The following is an 18,462-nucleotide window of genomic DNA, read 5'->3' on the forward strand; positions in this document are numbered from 1 at the left end:
CGTTGCTAAACGGGCGCTTCCGCTTTTCTATTTAATTTAGTAAAATAATATTTAAGTGTGAAAGAAAAGGGATGAATACAATTGTGAATACAAGGTCAATGGTTTTTACATTATATGGAGATTATATTTCTCATTATGGAAATAAAATTTGGATAGGCAGTTTAATAAAATTTTTAAATGAATTTGGTCATAATGATCAAGCCGTTCGGGCAGCCATATCAAGAATGAATAAGCAAGGCTGGGTCCAAGGGGAAAAGATCGGAAACAAAAGCTATTATTCTTTAACTGATCGTGGCGTAAAAAGAATTGAAGAAGCCGCACAGCGGATTTTTAAGTTGAAGCAGGAGAAATGGGACGGCAAATGGCGAATCTTTATGTACACGATTCCAGAGGAGATTCGTAACGTCCGAGATGAACTTCGAAAGGAACTTGTTTGGAGTGGATTTGGAACAATGTCAAACAGTTGCTGGATTTCCGCTAACAAATTAGAAAATACAATACAAGATTTAATCGAAAAATACGAAATTGAGCCATATGTCGATTTCTTTATTGCCGAATATAAAGGTCCGCATCAAAATAAAAATATTGTTGAAAAAAGCTGGAATTTAGAAGAAATCAATCTAAAATATCAGGAATTCATTGGCGAGTATTCACAAAAATATGTTATCGACCGAAACAAAATCCAAAAGGGGCAAATGACAGACGCGGAATGTTTTGTGGAAAGAACAAAGCTTGTTCACGAATATCGGAAATTTTTATTCGTTGACCCAGGATTACCTGAAGAACTTCTTCCCGAACAATGGTTAGGCGGACATGCGGCAGCCCTCTTTAGTGAATATTATAAAGAATTAGCTGAACCAGCCCTACGCTTTTTCGAAGCTGTTTTTCAAGAGGGAAATGAACTGGATTTAAAAGATGAAGATTACGATGTTATGGACCATCCATATATACTTGAATAGAATTCTACTACCGCATCCTATAGGGATGCTCTTTTTTTGTTGTCAAGCGCAAGCGTCCTAGCCCTGACGTATATGATGTACTAGTGTCGACAATGCGACAGGACGTCGCGTTATTGTCGAACTCGAGGTCAAATGTTTCGCCAGCCAAAAAGTCAAAGAACGACTTTGTGGCTGGCGAAGCATTTGCTTGTCGGGGCTAATCAAAGCGTTTGCACTTTTCCTGTTGTTTAAAATTAACAAATAATATAACATTTACTTAACGAAGGGGGAATTTTTGTGCATCAACTTACTAAACTATTAAACATACAATATCCAATCATTCAAGGTGGAATGGGGAATATTAGTAATGCACCTCTCACTGCTGCCGTCTCAGAGGCTGGTGGACTAGGAACAATAGGCGTGGGCACGATGTCCCCAGATGAAGTAGAAGAAATCATCATCGAAACGAAAAAATTAACGAATAAGCCATTTGCTATCAATATCCCCATTAGTGTGACACCTTTTTTAAAAGAAATGCTTTCACTTGTCATAAATTATCAAATTCCAATTGTGTCATTGTCAGCAGGTAATCCAGCTCCATTTATCAAAAAACTGCATGAACATAATATTAAAGTGATTGTTGTTGTCGCATCTGTGAAACATGCATTGAAGGCGGAAGCTGCTGGTGTGGATGTTGTGGTTGCTGAAGGATATGAGGCTGCGGGGATTAACTCGCCATATGAAACAACTACTTTAACGCTTATTCCTCAGATTGTGAATGCCGTCCAAATACCAGTAGTTGCTGCAGGTGGGATCGCAGATGGAAGAGGACTTGCTGCAATGCTTACTTTAGGTGCTAGTGGTGTTCAAATGGGAACAAGATTCATTGCCACTCAGGAAGCACCATTTCATCCTACATATAAGGAAAAACTTCTATCCTCTGATGATACGAGCACAGTGATTGTCGGACGCTCTGTTGGAAAAATTCGTCGCCTCCTCCAGTCTCCTTATTCTTTAAAACTATTAAAAATGGAGCATGTCGGAATGTCTGAGATAGAATATCTGCAACTCACTTCAGAGGATCATCATAAACGTGGAGCATTTGGAGGAAATGATGAAGAGGGTTTCATGAACGCAGGCCAAATTGCAGGATTATTAGGGGATATTCCTACAGTTAAACAGCTACTAGATACGATGATGCGGGATGCCAAGCAAGAACTGCAAAAAGCTGTTCAATTATTCTATTAACTTAACTAACGCGTACTTTGTCGAAACATTGTACGCTTTTTTTATTGTAAAAAATGAGTTTTTTAATTATGCTAAATTTTTAGAATATTATTGACTTTTACGACAATAAAATGATAGTATAACGTTATATTTACGGTGTTAATAGTAAATATCATATTGGTTTTGAGAACGATTACAGAAATGAGCATTTTTTCAGCAAAAATCCAATAAAGAAATAAAGACATTTATTTTTGAGGGGGAAAGTAGATGAAAAAGAAGTTTCATGCTCTATCTTTTGCTTTAGCGGGAATGTTGCTGCTAGCTGGTTGTGGAAGTAACAGCACCAACACTACAAGTGAAAAGCCGAAAGATGACGAGAAAAAGCAGTACAAAATCGGACTCACCCAATTCGGTGCCCATCCTTCATTGGATGCTGCAACAGAAGGCTTTATTAAAGCACTTGAGGACCAAGGCTTTAAAGAAGGGGATAATGTAACCTTCGATATGCAAGATGCACAATTTGATATGAACAATACAAAGCCGATTGCCGAAAAATTTGTCGGGGATAAAGTGGATTTGATTTTTGCTAATGCCACTCCTAGTGCGGTAAGTGCTTTACAAGAAACGAAAGAGATTCCGATCCTTTTTACTTCAGTAACAGATCCAATTGGAGCTGGTTTGGTAAAATCTTTCGATGAGCCTGGAGACAATATAACAGGAACAACGGATAATCACCCTGACGCAACAAAAACAACGATAGATTTTATTACAAATGAAATTGGGGCCAAGAAAATTGGTGTTGTTTATAACTCTGGAGAACAAAATTCGGAGGTTCAAGTGAAAGCGGTTGAAGAATTAGCTAAAGCAAATGGAGCTTCATTGGAAAAAGCTTCTGTTTCTACATCTGCTGAGGTAAAACAAGCAACTGAATCATTAATTGGACGTGTGGATGCGATTTATATTCCAACTGACAATACGGTCGTTTCGGCATTAGAGGCCGTCATTGGCGTAGCAAATGATAAAAAAATCCCATTATTTGTTGGTGAGCTGGATTCAATGAAGAAGGGTGCAGTTGCAGCAAGCGGATTCCAATACTTTGATCTTGGCTATGATACAGGTTTAATGGCAGCGAAAATTTTAAAAGGCGAGAAGAAAGCTTCTGAAATCCCTGTAGAATTACCGAAAACTTTAACAATGGTCATCAATAAAAAAGCGGCTGAAGCACAAGGTGTTGAAATTAAATCTGAGTGGGAAGGAAAAGTAGAGTTTTTCGAAGGCGAATAAAAATGGAACGAAGGAACATAGGTTGTAATCCACCTATGTTCCTTACATAATAAATTCTCGCAGAAAGGATGAGGCCAGTTGTTTACTGCTATATTCGGATCATTTGAATCAGGCATCATCTACGCGATTATGGCACTCGGTGTATATTTATCATTTCGAATATTAGATTTTCCGGATTTAACGGTTGATGGAAGTTTTGTAACAGGTGCAGCCGTTTCAGCTGTTCTAATTATTTCGGGAGTAAATCCGTTTTTAGCAACGGTATGTGCCCTAGTGGTTGGATTTCTTGCCGGTTGCATAACGGGTATCATTCATACTTTAGGAAAAATTAACGCGTTACTGTCAGGAATACTCATGATGATCGCCTTATATTCTATTAATCTTCGAATTATGGGGAGATCCAATATTCCACTACTTAATCAAGAAACAGCGTTAACGAAAGTGCAAGAAGTGTGGGCGAAAACAGGCATCGATCCATTTTTAAACAAAGGACTTATTGCCGTTGGTCTTGGTGATTATCTCCCAAAAACATGGGGAATTTTGTTCTTTATGATTATCGTCACCTTTGTGATTAAGTTTTTGACAGATGCATTTTTAAAGACGGAAGTGGGGCTTGCATTGAGAGCGACTGGTGATAATAAACGGATGATTCGTAGCTTTTCAGCAAATACGAATATTTTGATCATCATCGGATTAGGAATATCAAATGCAATGGTTGCTTTCTCTGGAGCGATTATCGCTCAACAAGGAGGATTTGCAGATGTTGGAATGGGGATCGGAATGATCATTATCGGATTAGCCTCTGTCATCATTGGGGAAGCACTTTTCGGTACGAAATCCATTGCCCGTACGACATTAGCAGTCATTGGTGGAGCGATTATTTATCGGATTGTCGTATCGATGGCTTTACGTGTTGATTTCCTTAAACCAGGTGATATGAAATTAATTACCGCTACGATCGTCATTATCGCTTTAATCATGCCAAAAATAATGGATTCTTACCGTGAGCGAAAACGTAAAGCTTTACGCCGAAAAGGACAATTACATATTAATAGTGCTACATCTAATCGGGAGGGGGATGCCAATGCTGAACTTAAATAATATTCATAAAGTTTTCAATGAAGGAACCCCCGATGAAAAAGTCGCCCTAGATCATGTAAGTCTCTCCTTGAAAAAAGGTGATTTTGTAACGGTGATTGGAAGTAATGGGGCAGGGAAATCCACTTTAATGAATATGATTTCCGGTGTCCTCCAGCCCGATATAGGGTCCATCTTTTTAAATGGACAAAAGGTTACTTATTTATCTGAATACAAACGAGCGAAACTCATTGGACGCGTTTTTCAAGATCCGATGGCAGGAACCGCACCATCAATGACAATTGAAGAAAATTTAGCGATGGCTTACTCAAGGAATAAACAACGGACATTACGGTGGGGTGTGACGAAGGTTAGAAGGGATTATTTCCGTGAAGTATTAGAATCACTTCATTTAGGACTAGAAAATCGTTTGAGTGCAAAAGTTGGTTTGCTTTCGGGTGGAGAACGACAAGCACTTTCTCTATTAATGGCCACTTTTACTGAACCCGCAATTTTGTTACTAGATGAGCATACAGCTGCCCTTGATCCTTCTCGTGCCGAGCTAATTACACAGCTCACTAAAGAAATTGTAGCCAAATACAGTTTAACTACTTTAATGGTTACTCATAATATGCAGCAAGCCATTGATTTAGGAAATCGTCTCATTATGATGGACAAAGGTCAAATTATTTTAGAAGTAGATGAAGCAGCAAAAGAAAAATTAAGTATTGATGATTTGCTAGTTGAGTTTCAACGGATACGCGGGTCAAAAATGACGAACGACAGAGCGTTATTATCATAATGGCGGGTTGGGAGGGTTTAGGATGAAACCAGGATTAGAAGTAGGTCAAACAGAAACGATTTACACAAAAGTAACTCCAAATATGTTTGCCCAATTCGAAGGTAATGTGGTTCATCCTGCTTACTCCACTGTTTCGATGATATACCACATGGAATGGGCTTCTCGTAAAATCATTCTGCCTTATTTAGAGGATCATGAAGAAGGAATGGGTGGAGCCGTTTCAGCAAAGCATATCGCCGCATCACCTGAAGGATCACAACTTACAATCAAGGCCGAATTAATCGAATATAACCGAAATATAGTAGTAACAAAGGTATCTGTATTTCGAGAATCAGAGTTAGTCGGCATTGGCGAAGTAAAACAAGTAATCGTTCCAAAACAAAAAATTATGGAAATGCTTACAAAGCATTCCAGTCCATCTTAAACGAACGACCTCCATGAGGTTGGTTTTTTTGTGTAAAGAAGAATTACATCCTTTAAAGCGGTGAAGTGGTGGGGGTCAGTCCCCCATCGCGTTAAAGCGACGGGGGACTGACCCCCGCTACTTTAAAGGATGAAAGCGCTATTATTTTTTAGGAGGGTTTTTCATGAATGTATTTGAGAAGATTCGCGAGCATGAGCAGGTTGTGTTTTGTAATGATGAGACGACTGGATTGAGAGCGATTATTGCGATCCATAGTACGAGACTTGGTCCAGCCTTAGGGGGCTGCCGCATGTTTCCATATAAAAATGAAGAGGCCGCTTTAGAAGATGTATTGCGATTATCAAAAGGGATGACTTATAAGTGCGCAGCTGCTGATGTTGACTTTGGTGGTGGGAAAGCAGTTATTATCGGAGATCCTTCAAAAGACAAAAGCCCAGAGCTATTCCGAGCTTTCGGTCAATTTGTCGAATCACTAAATGGTCGCTTCTATACAGGAACAGACATGGGAACTAGTCCTGATGACTTCGTTCATGCCTTAAAAGAAACGAATTGTATTGTCGGAGTAGATGAAGCTTATGGAGGAAGTGGAGATTCTTCGATTCCAACGGCTCAAGGAGTCATATACGGAATTCAAGCAACTAGTCAATTCCAGTGGGGAACAACGGACTTAGCAAACCGAAGCTACTCGATTCAAGGACTTGGAAAAGTGGGATACAAAGTAGCAGAACGTTTATTAGAAGAAGGTGCAGACCTTTTTGTTACTGATATTAATCAAGCCGCCATTGATCAACTTGTAGCTAAAGCAAAAGAAATCGGTGCAGGAATTAAAGTTGTTTCAAGTGATGAAATTTATAGCTGTCCAGCCGATGTATTTATCCCATGCGCTATGGGTGGAATCATTAATGACGACACGATTGATCAACTCCATGTAAAAGCAGTCGTTGGCTCAGCTAACAATCAATTACTAGAAATGAGACATGGAAAAATTCTTCACGAAAAAGGAATCATGTATGCTCCGGATTATATTGTCAACGCAGGCGGATTAATTCAAGTGGCTGATGAACTGTATACACCAAATAAAGATCGTGTCATGAGACAAACAAAAGCGATTTACAATTCCTTACTGGATATTTATAAGCATGCAGCTGATGCTGGAATCACAACGATTGAAGCAGCGAATTCATTTTGTGAAAACAGAATCGAAACAAGGACTCGTCGAAACAGCTTTTTCTCACATATGAAGCGTCCTAAATGGTCAGTTAGAACGTAAGTAAAGCATCTAAGGAGTGATAAAGTGATTGAAAATTTCCCCATTTTACAAGTACTAGATGAAAGTGGACATATACAAAACAACAATGTTCGATCAAAAATTACTGATGAAATGACGCTGAATTTCTATCAACACTGCCTTCGAATCCGAACATTTGATCGAAAAGCAATCAGTCTTCAGCGTCAAGGCCGAATTGGTACATATGCACCATTTGAAGGGCAAGAGGCTTCACAGGTCGGAAGTGCATTAGCCTTACAAAAGGATGACTGGTTATTCCCAACGTATCGTGACCACGGAGCAGCGATGACCTTCGGACACTCCTTACGCAATATTTTGTTGTTTTGGAATGGTCGAAATGAGGGATGCATTCCTCCTGGCGGGAAAAAAATATTCCCTCCAGCGATCCCGATTGCCACCCAAATTCCTCATGCTGCCGGTGCAGCTTATGCGGAAAAACGAAAAGGGACTAAAAATGCGGCTATCGTTTATTTTGGAGATGGCGCCACGTCAGAAGGTGACTTTCACGAAGGAATCAATTTCGCAAGTGTCATGAAAGCTCCTGTTGTCCTTTTTAATCAAAATAACGGATACGCGATTTCAGTCCCGATCAATAAGCAAATGAGTAGTGAAACAATTGCACAGAAAGCACTAGCGTACAATATTCCAGGGGTTAGAATCGATGGGAATGACGTATTTGCTGTATATTTTGAGACGCTAAAAGCACTTGAAAGAGCAAGAAATGGGCTAGGGCCAACGTTAATCGAAGCGATCACCTGGAGATACGGTGCCCATACAACAGCTGATGATCCTTCTAAGTATAGAGATCAAATGAGTAGTCAAAGCCGCAGGAATACGACCGATCCATTATTACGTCTTGAGAGATTCATGAGGAATGAAGGGATATATGATGAAAAATGGATCGAAGAAATCGAAGAAAAGTCCCAAAGAGAAATTGATTTAGCTGTCGAAGAAATGGAGAACTTTCCAGCAGCAAATCCGGCAGACATATTTGATCATGTATTTGCCGAACCGACTTGGGGAATTCAAAAACAAAAAGAAGATTATTTGAGATTAATAGGGGTGAATCCATGATGAATTCTATGGTAGAAACGAAAACACTTACTCTCGTTCAAGCCATCAATGATGCCATGGATTGCATGCTCAAGGAGAACGAGCAAGTCATTCTATTAGGAGAAGATATTGGCAAAAACGGCGGTGTCTTTCGGGCGACAGATGGACTTCAAGAAAAATATGGCGAAGCTCGAGTCCTAGATACACCTCTAAGTGAGGCAGGATTTGTTGGGGCTGCGATAGGAATGGCCGTTAATGGTTTTCTTCCCGTCATCGAAATTCAATTTTTAGGTTTTATATACCCAGCATATGAACAAATTATGACACATGCTTCAAGACTACGAATGAGAACAATGGGACATTACACCGTTCCGATGGTTATCCGTGCACCTTATGGAGCTGGAGTCCGTGCACCTGAGATTCATTGTGATAGCACGGAAGCCATATTCACTCACATGCCTGGTATTAAGGTCGTTTGTCCATCCAATCCATATGATGCAAAAGGGCTTCTCATTGCAGCAATCGAGGACCCGGACCCAGTTCTTTTCTTAGAACCAATGCGAAGTTACCGTTCCACACGTGTTGAGGTTCCAGAAGGAAAGTACACAGTAGAAATCGGTAAAGGTAAACGACTAAAGGAAGGTGAAGATGTCACAATCATTTCGTGGGGGGCAATGGTACCTGTAGCACTAAAAGCCGCCGATCAAATGAAGGAAAAAGGAGTACATTGTGATGTGCTTGATCTTCGGACCCTCTATCCTTTAGATCATGAGCTCATAGCTGAATCCGTTCAGAAAACAGGAAGAACGGTCATTGTCCACGAAGCACACGCAACAGGTGGTGTAGGAAATGACATCATTTCAATCATTAATGACACCTCGTTTCTTTACCAAAAAGCACCGGCGGAAAGAGTAACTGGATTTGATGCACCTGTTCCCTATTTCGGATTTGAGGATCATTACTTACCAACTCCACAGAGGGTCATCCAAGCAATTGAAAAAGTAATGAAGTTCTAAGGAGGTGATGTGATGGAAATTAAGCTTAGTGACATTGGTGAAGGGATGACCGAAGCGACAATCAATTGCTTTTTTGTAAAGCCAGGAGATTTTGTCAAAGCTGATCAGCCTCTCGTCGAAGTCCAGACGGATAAAATGACAGCAGAAATTCCAGCACCAGCTTCTGGTGTAATAAAAGAGTTAAAAGCAGTCGCTGGAGAAAATATTCTTGTAGGTTCAACCTTACTCATATTAGAAAAAGAAGCAAATGAACCCTCAGAAACTAGTAAAATGAATCTTCGCATTCTGGCGTCACCCTTTACCCGGAAAATTGCCAGGGAAAAAGGCGTCCTTATTGAAGAAATTATAGGAACAGGTCCAGGTGGTCGCATTACTGACGAAGATGTCTATCGTTTCGTTGACTCAAAATCAAAAGTAGTCGAAAAACAAATCCAAATGGAACGACCAAACGTTATAGAAAAAATCGAGAGCAAGGAAACTACAACGATACAAGGAGACATTTTACCTTTTAGAGGGAAGCGTAAGCAAATCGCTAAAAAAATGGTTCATTCCTTACAAACCATTGCTCATTGTACACATTTTGAAGAGATCGATGTCAGTCAATTGCTTGAATTTCGCAGTGAATTAAAACAAATGAATCGTTCTATTACCGCAACAGCCTTTTTCATAAAAGCTTTATCACTTAGTTTAAAAGAGTTTCCTATTTTTAACGCACAATTAAATGAAGAGAAAGAAAACATTCATTTAATAAACGAACATCATATCGGGGTTGCAGTCGATACTCCAGATGGTTTAATGGTTCCTGTTATCCGTAACGTCGAACAAAAAACGATCACCATCATCCATAAAGAATTAAAAGATCTAACTGAAAAAGCTCTACAAAACCAACTAACAATGAAGGATATTACTGGCGGGACTTTTACCATCAGTAATGTTGGTCCATTAGGTGGAAGTATAGGGGCAACACCGATTATTCAACATCCTGAAGTGGCACTCGTATCGTTTCATAAAACGAAGAAAAGAGCCGTTGTTACCGAACTTGATGAGATTGTCATACGTCCAATGATGAACATATCCATGTCCTTTGACCACCGAGTAGCTGATGGAGCAACAGCTGTTGCCTTCACAAATAGACTAACAGAGTTCATCGAAAACCCGAAACTCATGTTATTGGAGTTGATTTAATGGTAGTTGGTGAACTAGCTCATGAAAAGGATATTGTCATCATCGGTGGAGGACCTGGAGGGTACCACGCAGCCATTCGTGCAGCCCAACTTGGGAAAAAAGTAACCCTCATCGAGAAGAATGAACTCGGTGGAGTTTGCTTAAACGAAGGCTGTATTCCTTCTAAAATTCTCACTACAGCAGCAGCGAGAATAAATTTGTTCAAAGATAGTGAAGAAATGGGAATTGGTGACGCTAATCCAATCTTTCATTATGAAAAATTAAGAAACTATCAACGAAAAGTAATGGATCAACTGAAAAATGGGGTCAAGGCTCTCGTCCAAGCAAATAAAGTTGAAATGGTCCACGGTAATGCTTATTTTCTAAGTGATGACAGAATTGGGATTGACTCAGGAGATCACTTTGAGGTTTTCAAATTTAATCAAGCCGTCATCGCTACAGGTAGCATTCCAGAAGAGATCAATGGGATTATTCCAAATGGTGATAAGATTTTTAATTCAAAAATGATTTTAGACATGACGGAAATTCCTGGTCATCTATTGATTTATGGTCATAATGAAATGGCGCTGGAAATGGCTAGTTCTTTTCATACCTTTGGGTCAGAGGTAACAATTTTACTAGACAAGGAAGACTTCGGTTTCGATCCTTCCATTGAAAAAGAAGTCAAAAGAATATTGAAGAAAAAGAAAATCAAATTGATTAAAAATGTCCAATTAACAGGCGTGCAACGTTTAAATGATGTGATACAGGTGGAAATAACTACCCTTGACGAAAAAGTAAGTGTCTCTGGAACTCATTTACTACTAGCAACAAACACCGTTCCCAATACGAAGCAATTAGGTTTAGAAAAAATTGGAGTCATCTTAGATAAACATGGGTTCATCGTAACAGACAAACAATGTCAATCATCGTTAGCCACGATTTATGCAGTAGGTGATGTTACAGAAGGACCGGCACTTGCTGTAAAGGCAATAAAACAAGGGAAAGTAGCAGCAGAATCCATCGCAGGTAAGTTAGCAGAGTTTGATCCTTTCTTTCTACCAAAAATTGTCCATTTTCAACCACAGATAGCCACAGTTGGCATATCGGAAGAATATGCTATAGAACAAGGACTGAAAGTAAATATAGCCCAGTTTCCATTAGCAAGTAATGGATATGCGACACTTTTAGGAAAGAAAGAAGGTTTTATAAAGGTCATATCTGATGCCGAAAACGAAACAATATTAGGCATTCATATGATGGGGGAAGGAGCCATTGAGCTCATTTCAAGTGGCATTCTTTCTTTAGAAATGGTTGCAAGGGAAGAAGATTTAACATTCCCTCTATATCCACATCCAAGTATAAACGAAGGATTATTAGAAGCAGTCGAATCACTTAAAGATATGGCCGTCCATATTCCACCAAAAAAGATTCAAAATAAAGTAACTATATAAAATTTAAGGAGGAAATAAAAATGAAAGAACAAGCAAATGTAACGAATCAAAAAGTTGAGGATTTTTTCCCAGTTAAGGATGTCGATTATTTAGAAATTTATACAGGAAATGCAAAGCAAGCATGTCACTATTTCTGTACAGCATTCGGATTTAAACCAGTAGCGTACTCTGGATTAGAAACAGGTAATCGTGAAACTGTATCTTATGTTCTTCAACAACGTAAAATCCGTCTTGTCATTACTGGATCGTTAAAAGAAGATACGAGAATTTCACAATTCGTCAAATTACATGGTGATGGCGTGAAAGATATCGCCTTATTGTTTGATGATGTAGAAAAAGCATACCATGAAGCGGTTTCTAGAGGTGCGATTGCGATTACACCACCTTACGAACTGAAGGACGAACATGGAACTGTTAAAAAAGCAGTTATCGGGACTTACGGAGACACGGTCCATACACTAGTGGAAAGAAAAGACTATAAAGGCGCTTTCATGCCTGGATTTGAACCAATTGAAGGCTATTCTATGCCTATTCATGATGCAGGCTTTATTGCCGTGGATCATGTAGTTGGAAACGTAGAAAGCATGCCTGAATGGGTAGACTACTACGCCAATGTAATGGGCTTCAAAGAAATGAAGCATTTTACTGATAAAGACATTACAACCGAGTATTCGGCGTTAATGTCTAAGGTTATGTACAATGGCGGTAGAATTAAATTCCCAATTAACGAACCAGCTGAAGGAAAAAGAAAATCACAAATTCAAGAATACCTTGAGTTTTATAACGGGGCTGGTGTGCAACATCTTGCCATCTTAACAGAGGATATTATTGAAACGGTTCGTATTCTTCGTGATAATGGCGTTGAATTCTTATCTACGCCAGACTCTTATTATGAAATGTTATCAGAACGTGTTGGAAAAATTGACGAAGAAATTGATAAAATTCGAGAGCTCAATATTTTAGTAGACCGTGATGACGAAGGCTACTTACTACAAATTTTCACAAAACCAATCGTTGATAGACCAACCTTATTTGTGGAAGTCATCCAACGTAAAGGGGCAAGAGGATTTGGAGAAGGAAACTTCAAAGCACTATTTGAATCCATTGAACGTGAACAGGAAAGACGTGGAAATCTGTAAATAAGAAAAGCGGAAGCGCCTTGCAGCCCCGATAAAGAAGACTGGTCGATTGGCAAGAGTAGCGAAGCCAGAGACCTAGTCGCACTTATGCAAACCGTTCTTTGGTTTGCTAAGCAAATGCTTATCCACCCGGAAAGTCGTTCTTTGACTTTTTGGGTGGCGAACATTTGACCTCGAGGTCGACAAAAACGCGACGTCCTGTCGCATTGTCGACACTAGTACTTCCTGTACGTCGGGGCTAGGCGCTGGAGCTAGACAATTACAAAAGGGAGGAATTTTTTCCTCCCCTATCTGAGGTGTAGTGATGAACGTAAAAGCAAAAAGAGAAATTGAACAAATTAAGCCATATCCATTAGGTAAAACATTAGAAGATATTCAAAATGAATACAAACCACCGTTCCTTCGAAAAATGTCGGATAACGAAAATGTGTACGGTTTTTCACCAATGGTCGAAGAAGAGTTAAGAAATTCCATTCATTCATTACAGATTTATCCGGATGGAGCAACGGGGAATTTATGTCAACAACTATCCATACATCTTAAAGTATCAAGTGAGAACCTTCTTATCGGTAATGGTTCCGAAGAGCTTATACGGCTGCTAACAAGAGCGTTCATCTCCAATGGAGATGAAGCAATCATGGCTGATATCACATTCCCAATTTATAAATCAAATGTCATGATTGAAGGTGGTACATCTAAATTTGTGCCATTAGTTGAAGGTACGCATGATCTTCAAGGAATGTTTGAAGCCATTAGCGAACAAACAAAGATGATTTTTATTTGTAATCCTAACAACCCAACGGGGACTTGTGTGGATCCGCTTCAATTAAAGGAATTTATTGGAAAGATTCCATCACATATTCTGATTGTGCTTGATGAGGCTTACGATGAGTATATGGCAGATGAACATAAGGTGGACTCGATCTCCTTATTAGCTAAATATTCAAACTTAGTTATACTAAGAACCTTTTCAAAAGTGTATGGACTCGCTGCGCTTCGTGTCGGCTATGGAATCATGCATCCATCCGTTCGAGAACAACTAGTGAAGGTAAAAGAAGTCTTTAACGTGAACCAGTTTGCCCAAAATGCCGCTATTGCCGCATTAAAGGATCAAGCTTTTGTCCAGGCTTGCAAAGATAAAAATGCCATTGAAAGAAATTATTTATCTTCTTCGTTAACTGATATGAATATTTCTTTTTTTCCTTCTCAAACCAATTTCTTATTTATTTATAACCTAGAAAGTCCGGAAGATTTAAATGAAGCCTTACTGCGGCAAGGTCTTGTTGTACGATTTTTCCCGTTTCCAGAATATAATGGCTGCATGAGAATGACGCTTGGAACCCACGAAGACCAAGATCAAATACTCCAAGTCTTTGAACACTTTTATAACAAAAAGGCGGTAATGAATAATGGAAATCAATCCAGCCTCTCTTGATTGGAAAGAAGCGTATAAACTATTAGTAGGCTCGATATTACCTCGGCCAATTGCTTTCGTAAGCACTATAGATGAAAATGGAATTGCTAATGCAGCACCATTTAGTTTTTTTACGGCGATTTGTGCAGACCCTTTGCTTGTCTGCTTTTCACCCATGCGGCGCGGAACAGATGGGGCTAAGAAAGATACATTAGTTAATATTGAAAAGACGAAAGAGTTTGTTATTAATATCGTAAGTGAAGATTTTGTGGAAAAAATGAATGATTGTGCAAAAGAGTTACCAAATGAAATTGATGAGTTTGAATTTTCAGGACTTACTAAGATGAATAGCGTTCAAGTAAAAGCACCGCGGATCGGGGAATCAAAAGTCCAGTTGGAATGTGAATTATTTGAATTATTGGATTTTGGAAGCCATCCAGGAGCAGGAAGTCTTGTCATCGGTAAAGTAGTCCATGTTCATATAATGGATGAACTCTATGATAAAGGTCGTATTTTATCGGAAAAATTATTACCAGTCGGGCGCTTAGCTGGACAAATGTATACGAAACCGTTAGCTGATACTTTTGAATTAATTCGAAAGAAATAGGAGTAGTCTGATGAAATTTGTGACATTTGAGAATAATGAACAAAAAAAGCGTGCTGGCATTTTAGTTGGTACCGAATATGTTGTTGATGTAGCTATTGCGAGTAATGGTGTTCTACCAAACAATATGCTGGAAATCATTGAGTCATATGAGACATTCTTACCTATATTAAGTGTGATAGAAAATTATACAAATCAAGATAAAGGCGTCTATTCACTTTCGGAAGTTAAATTAATGGCTCCATTACCAAATCCTCGAAGTTTCCGAGACTTTTACGCATTTGAGCAGCATGTGAAAACTGCTCGTAGCAATCGTGGACTAGAAATGATTCCTGAATGGTATGAGATTCCCGTTTTTTATTTTTCCAATCATCTTGTGATGAAGGGGCCAGAGGAACTAATTGAACGCCCAAAACAATGTTACTGGTTAGACTACGAATTAGAAATCGCCTGTATTATTGGAAAAGAAGGCAGAGATATCCTTAGAGATCAGGCGGATGATTATATTTTTGGCTACTGTATTTTGAACGATTGGAGTGCACGAGACCTCCAAAGAAAAGAGATGTTAGTTGGTCTCGGACCTGCTAAGGGGAAGGATTTTGCTACTTCGATTGGTCCATATATTTTAACAAAAGACGAACTTCTTGATGCGATCAGTGGCAAAGGTTTTAACATAAATATGACTGCCAAAGTGAACGGAGTTCTTTTATCGGAAGGAAATATGAAGGATCTATTCTATTCTTTCGGTGAAATGATTGAGCGTGCATCAGACGGAGTGACTCTTTTTCCTGGGGAAATCATTGGTTCAGGTACGGTAGGTTCAGGATGCATTCTTGAATTAGGTCAGGAGGTTCATAGCTGGCTTGAACCTGGAGATTTAGTAGAATTAGAGATTGAAAAATTAGGAGTTTTACGAAACAAGATTGCGGAAGGGTGAGAAAATGTACTATCGTCATTTGGGGGAAATTCCTCGAAAACGTCACACCATGTTTAAAAAGGAAGATGGATCTCTATTTAGAGAACAGGTAATGGGAACAAAAGGGTTCTCAGGTACACAATCGATTTTATACCATCACTATATGCCTACAGAGGTAGTAAAATCAGAATATATCGGTAGTTATTTACCTGTTTATGAAGATCAACAGCCATTAAACCATCGTCATTTGATGACTACGAAAATTTCGGAGAAAGGTGATGCGTTAGAAGCGAGACAATATTTGTTAGGGAATAGTGATTTATTAATTGGAACCATCCATGTTGATAAAGAAATGAAAACTTTCTATCGTAATGGCGATGGCGATGAAATGCTTTTTATCCATTATGGAACAGGAAAGATTGAAACGATGTTTGGTATCATTACGTATCGACCAGGTGACTATATTATTATTCCAATTGGTACCATATATAAAGTAATACCTGATGCGAATGAAATGACGAAAATTTTATTCATCGAATCATTTAGCCAAATCACTACTCCAAGAAGATATCGGAATGAATATGGCCAGTTATTAGAGCATAGTCCATTTTGTGAACGCGATATTCGCGGTCCAGAAAGCTTAACAACGATAGACGAACAAGGTGAGTTCGAAGTCATTACAAAATCAAGAGGAGCGCTGCATTCGCATGTATTAGGCCATCATCCTTTTGATGTTGTCGGCTGGGATGGTTATTTATATCCTTGGGCCTTTAATATTGAGGATTTCGAGCCAATTACGGGACGAATCCATCAACCACCACCAGTCCACCAAACATTTGAGGGGCATAATTTTGTCGTCTGTTCTTTTGTGCCAAGATTATTTGACTATCACCCTGAAGCAATCCCTGCTCCGTACTATCATAGCAATGTTAACAGTGATGAGCTACTTTACTATGTTAAAGGGAATTTCATGAGCCGTAAAGGGGTTCAATTGGAATCCATTACTTTACATCCGAGTGGAATACCACATGGACCTCATCCTGGAAAAACAGAGGCGAGCATCGGGAAAAAAGAAACATTAGAGCTAGCAGTCATGATCGATACATTTAAGCCATTAAAAGTCGTTCAAAAGGCTGTAGATATTGAAGATCCAAATTATATGTATAGTTGGATATAGTAAACAAGTGCCCCTAATGCTTATTTGGGGCTTCTTTTTATACTAAAATAATTGATTCTTATTCTAAGATACAGTTTAATTGAAAAAGGAAGTTCTGGCGAATTATGTAATAGACTAATTGTAAAATTTAATAGTAGAAAGTTGGAGTAATCGTGAATATCGAAAAAGTAAAGAAAGAACAAGAAGCGATTTTACATCATATCATGCAGTTTTATATTTATGAGTTTAGTAAGTTTATTCCTGCTATTAAACTAGAAGAGAATGGTGCATACAGTCCGTTCGATTTAAATAAGTATTGGGAAGATGAGCAATTTCATGCATATTTTATAAAACTAGAAAATGAATTAATCGGATTTGCTCTAGTAGAAACAGGTGTAGATCATGAGCCGCATTCAATCAATGAGTTTTTTGTTGTAAAAAAATATAATGGGAGAGGATATGGTGCAGACGCGGCAAAACAAATCTTTGATTTATTTCAAGGAAAATGGCAAATTACCCAAATCCACAACAACTACCCTGCACAAGCCTTTTGGAGAAAGGTTATAAATGAATATACAAATGGGCAATACACCGAATTCTACGATGACAAACGTCGTTCGATACAGGAGTTTGACACTTCAGGATTAACAAGCACTGTAATGAAATAATTAAAATAGTACATACTTTTATATGACGGTTAATAACCGTCTTTTTTAGTGATTAAAAATCCAATATACAGGTAATTATATTGCAATTGTAAATGCGAATGTTAAGATTTTGTAAATTTTTAAATCAACATCTTTTCAATTTCGACATTTTTCGTATAAAATGGTTAAGCTTGGCTAAAAATCATTTTACTGGGTTAAAAAATGGGGGTTACAAAATAATGGCTTTTAAGAAAAAAGACAAATTTTCAGTATTATTAAGTGAGATTGCAGTTAATTTAAAAGAAGGTGCTAATTACTTCGCTGATTATAAACTTAAAAATGTTAGCGATTTGCAAATCTTTTTCGAAAAAATGAAAGAATATGAAACGAAAGGCGATTCTTTTGTTCATGAAGTCATTAAAGATTTAAACAACGCCTTTATTACACCACTTGAGAGAGAAGACATTTTACATCTAGCGATGAGTATGGATGATGTTCTTGATGGTTTCGAACACACAGCTGCACTATTTGAAATGTATTCGATTATTCAAGCAGACGAATATATGTTAAAAATGGTTGATGCCATTCGAAATGCTGTTATTGAAATTGAAAAGGCAATTGAACTATTAACAAATAAAAAATTACTCCAAATTCGTGAGCATGCGATCATTATTAAAGACTATGAATCAAAATGTGACGGTATCTTAAGGCAATCCATTAAGCAATTATTTGCTACTGAAAAAGATCCAATTCGCATTATTCAATATAAAGAAATTTATGAAAACCTTGAAGAAATTGCTGATCATTGTCAAGGTGTGGCAAACACTCTTGAAACGATCATTATGAAGAATGCATAAGG

General features: G+C 38.4%; 18 protein-coding genes. All 18 read left to right on the plus strand.

All coding sequences use genetic code 11. The annotated features are described in order from the left end of the window. Positions 1-83: 83 nt before the first annotated feature. The 18 genes from paaX (at position 84) to ACFSO7_RS08300 (ending at position 18,460) form a co-directional block, all read left to right on the plus strand. Positions 84-959, plus strand: coding sequence for a phenylacetic acid degradation operon negative regulatory protein PaaX (gene paaX / locus ACFSO7_RS08215; RefSeq protein WP_377876823.1), 876 nt, complete (start codon positions 84-86; stop codon positions 957-959). A 276-nt stretch (positions 960-1,235) separates the two neighbouring features. Beyond that, positions 1,236-2,186 carry an NAD(P)H-dependent flavin oxidoreductase gene (locus ACFSO7_RS08220; RefSeq protein ID WP_377876824.1) on the plus strand — a complete coding sequence of 317 codons (951 nt, stop codon included), beginning with the start codon at positions 1,236-1,238 and terminating at the stop codon, positions 2,184-2,186. A 246-nt stretch (positions 2,187-2,432) separates the two neighbouring features. Further along, positions 2,433-3,449 carry an ABC transporter substrate binding protein gene (locus ACFSO7_RS08225; RefSeq protein WP_377876825.1) on the plus strand — a complete coding sequence of 339 codons (1,017 nt, stop codon included), beginning with the start codon at positions 2,433-2,435 and terminating at the stop codon, positions 3,447-3,449. Between the two features lie 78 nt (positions 3,450-3,527). Then, complete coding sequence (locus ACFSO7_RS08230) at positions 3,528-4,550, plus strand: ABC transporter permease (protein WP_377876826.1); 1,023 nt, start codon at positions 3,528-3,530, stop codon at positions 4,548-4,550. Continuing rightward, entirely contained in the window at positions 4,534-5,328 is a 795-nt protein-coding gene (locus ACFSO7_RS08235; protein WP_377876827.1) for an ABC transporter ATP-binding protein, read from the plus strand. Before ACFSO7_RS08230 ends, ACFSO7_RS08235 begins: the two co-directional genes overlap by 17 nt. Before the next feature lie 22 nt (positions 5,329-5,350). Further along, positions 5,351-5,752 carry a thioesterase family protein gene (locus ACFSO7_RS08240; protein WP_377876828.1) on the plus strand — a complete coding sequence of 134 codons (402 nt, stop codon included), beginning with the start codon at positions 5,351-5,353 and terminating at the stop codon, positions 5,750-5,752. 163 nt (positions 5,753-5,915) lie between these two features. Continuing rightward, positions 5,916-7,022: a Leu/Phe/Val dehydrogenase gene (locus ACFSO7_RS08245; RefSeq protein ID WP_377876829.1), complete on the plus strand. Its 1,107-nt coding sequence runs from the start codon at positions 5,916-5,918 to the stop codon at positions 7,020-7,022. 24 nt (positions 7,023-7,046) lie between these two features. Next, positions 7,047-8,114, plus strand: a complete 1,068-nt coding sequence (pdhA, locus tag ACFSO7_RS08250; protein WP_377876830.1) for a pyruvate dehydrogenase (acetyl-transferring) E1 component subunit alpha — start codon at positions 7,047-7,049, stop codon at positions 8,112-8,114. After that, positions 8,114-9,109, plus strand: a complete 996-nt coding sequence (locus ACFSO7_RS08255) for an alpha-ketoacid dehydrogenase subunit beta (RefSeq protein WP_377876969.1) — start codon at positions 8,114-8,116, stop codon at positions 9,107-9,109. The genes pdhA and ACFSO7_RS08255 overlap by 1 nt, the downstream gene beginning before the upstream one ends. A 12-nt stretch (positions 9,110-9,121) precedes the next feature. Then, the gene (locus tag ACFSO7_RS08260) at positions 9,122-10,294 is read left to right on the plus strand and encodes a dihydrolipoamide acetyltransferase family protein (protein ID WP_377876831.1); all 1,173 of its coding nucleotides are present in this window, start codon (positions 9,122-9,124) and stop codon (positions 10,292-10,294) included. After that, on the plus strand, positions 10,294-11,727 hold the full coding sequence (gene lpdA / locus ACFSO7_RS08265; RefSeq protein ID WP_377876832.1) for a dihydrolipoyl dehydrogenase: 1,434 nt from the start codon (positions 10,294-10,296) through the stop codon (positions 11,725-11,727). The genes ACFSO7_RS08260 and lpdA overlap by 1 nt, the downstream gene beginning before the upstream one ends. Positions 11,728-11,747: 20 nt before the next feature. Beyond that, on the plus strand, positions 11,748-12,866 hold the full coding sequence (hppD, locus tag ACFSO7_RS08270; RefSeq protein ID WP_377876833.1) for a 4-hydroxyphenylpyruvate dioxygenase: 1,119 nt from the start codon (positions 11,748-11,750) through the stop codon (positions 12,864-12,866). Positions 12,867-13,170: 304 nt separating this feature from the next. Continuing rightward, positions 13,171-14,301: a histidinol-phosphate transaminase gene (hisC, locus tag ACFSO7_RS08275; protein WP_377876834.1), complete on the plus strand. Its 1,131-nt coding sequence runs from the start codon at positions 13,171-13,173 to the stop codon at positions 14,299-14,301. Next, the gene (locus tag ACFSO7_RS08280) at positions 14,276-14,887 is read left to right on the plus strand and encodes a flavin reductase family protein (protein ID WP_377876835.1); all 612 of its coding nucleotides are present in this window, start codon (positions 14,276-14,278) and stop codon (positions 14,885-14,887) included. The genes hisC and ACFSO7_RS08280 overlap by 26 nt, the downstream gene beginning before the upstream one ends. A gap of 10 nt (positions 14,888-14,897) precedes the next feature. Then, positions 14,898-15,821 (plus strand): fumarylacetoacetate hydrolase family protein, encoded by a 924-nt coding sequence (locus tag ACFSO7_RS08285; RefSeq protein ID WP_377876836.1) that lies wholly within the window; start codon positions 14,898-14,900, stop codon positions 15,819-15,821. Positions 15,822-15,825: 4 nt separating this feature from the next. Beyond that, positions 15,826-16,977: a homogentisate 1,2-dioxygenase gene (locus ACFSO7_RS08290; protein WP_377876837.1), complete on the plus strand. Its 1,152-nt coding sequence runs from the start codon at positions 15,826-15,828 to the stop codon at positions 16,975-16,977. Positions 16,978-17,129: 152 nt separating this feature from the next. Beyond that, on the plus strand, positions 17,130-17,624 hold the full coding sequence (locus tag ACFSO7_RS08295; protein WP_377876838.1) for a GNAT family N-acetyltransferase: 495 nt from the start codon (positions 17,130-17,132) through the stop codon (positions 17,622-17,624). Between the two features lie 218 nt (positions 17,625-17,842). Next, positions 17,843-18,460 (plus strand): DUF47 domain-containing protein, encoded by a 618-nt coding sequence (locus ACFSO7_RS08300; protein ID WP_377876839.1) that lies wholly within the window; start codon positions 17,843-17,845, stop codon positions 18,458-18,460. Positions 18,461-18,462: the final 2 nt, after the last annotated feature.

The sequence above is a fragment of the Bacillus sp. CGMCC 1.16607 genome (genome assembly GCF_042683745.1).
Taxonomy (GTDB): Bacteria; Bacillota; Bacilli; order Bacillales; family Cytobacillaceae; genus Pseudoneobacillus.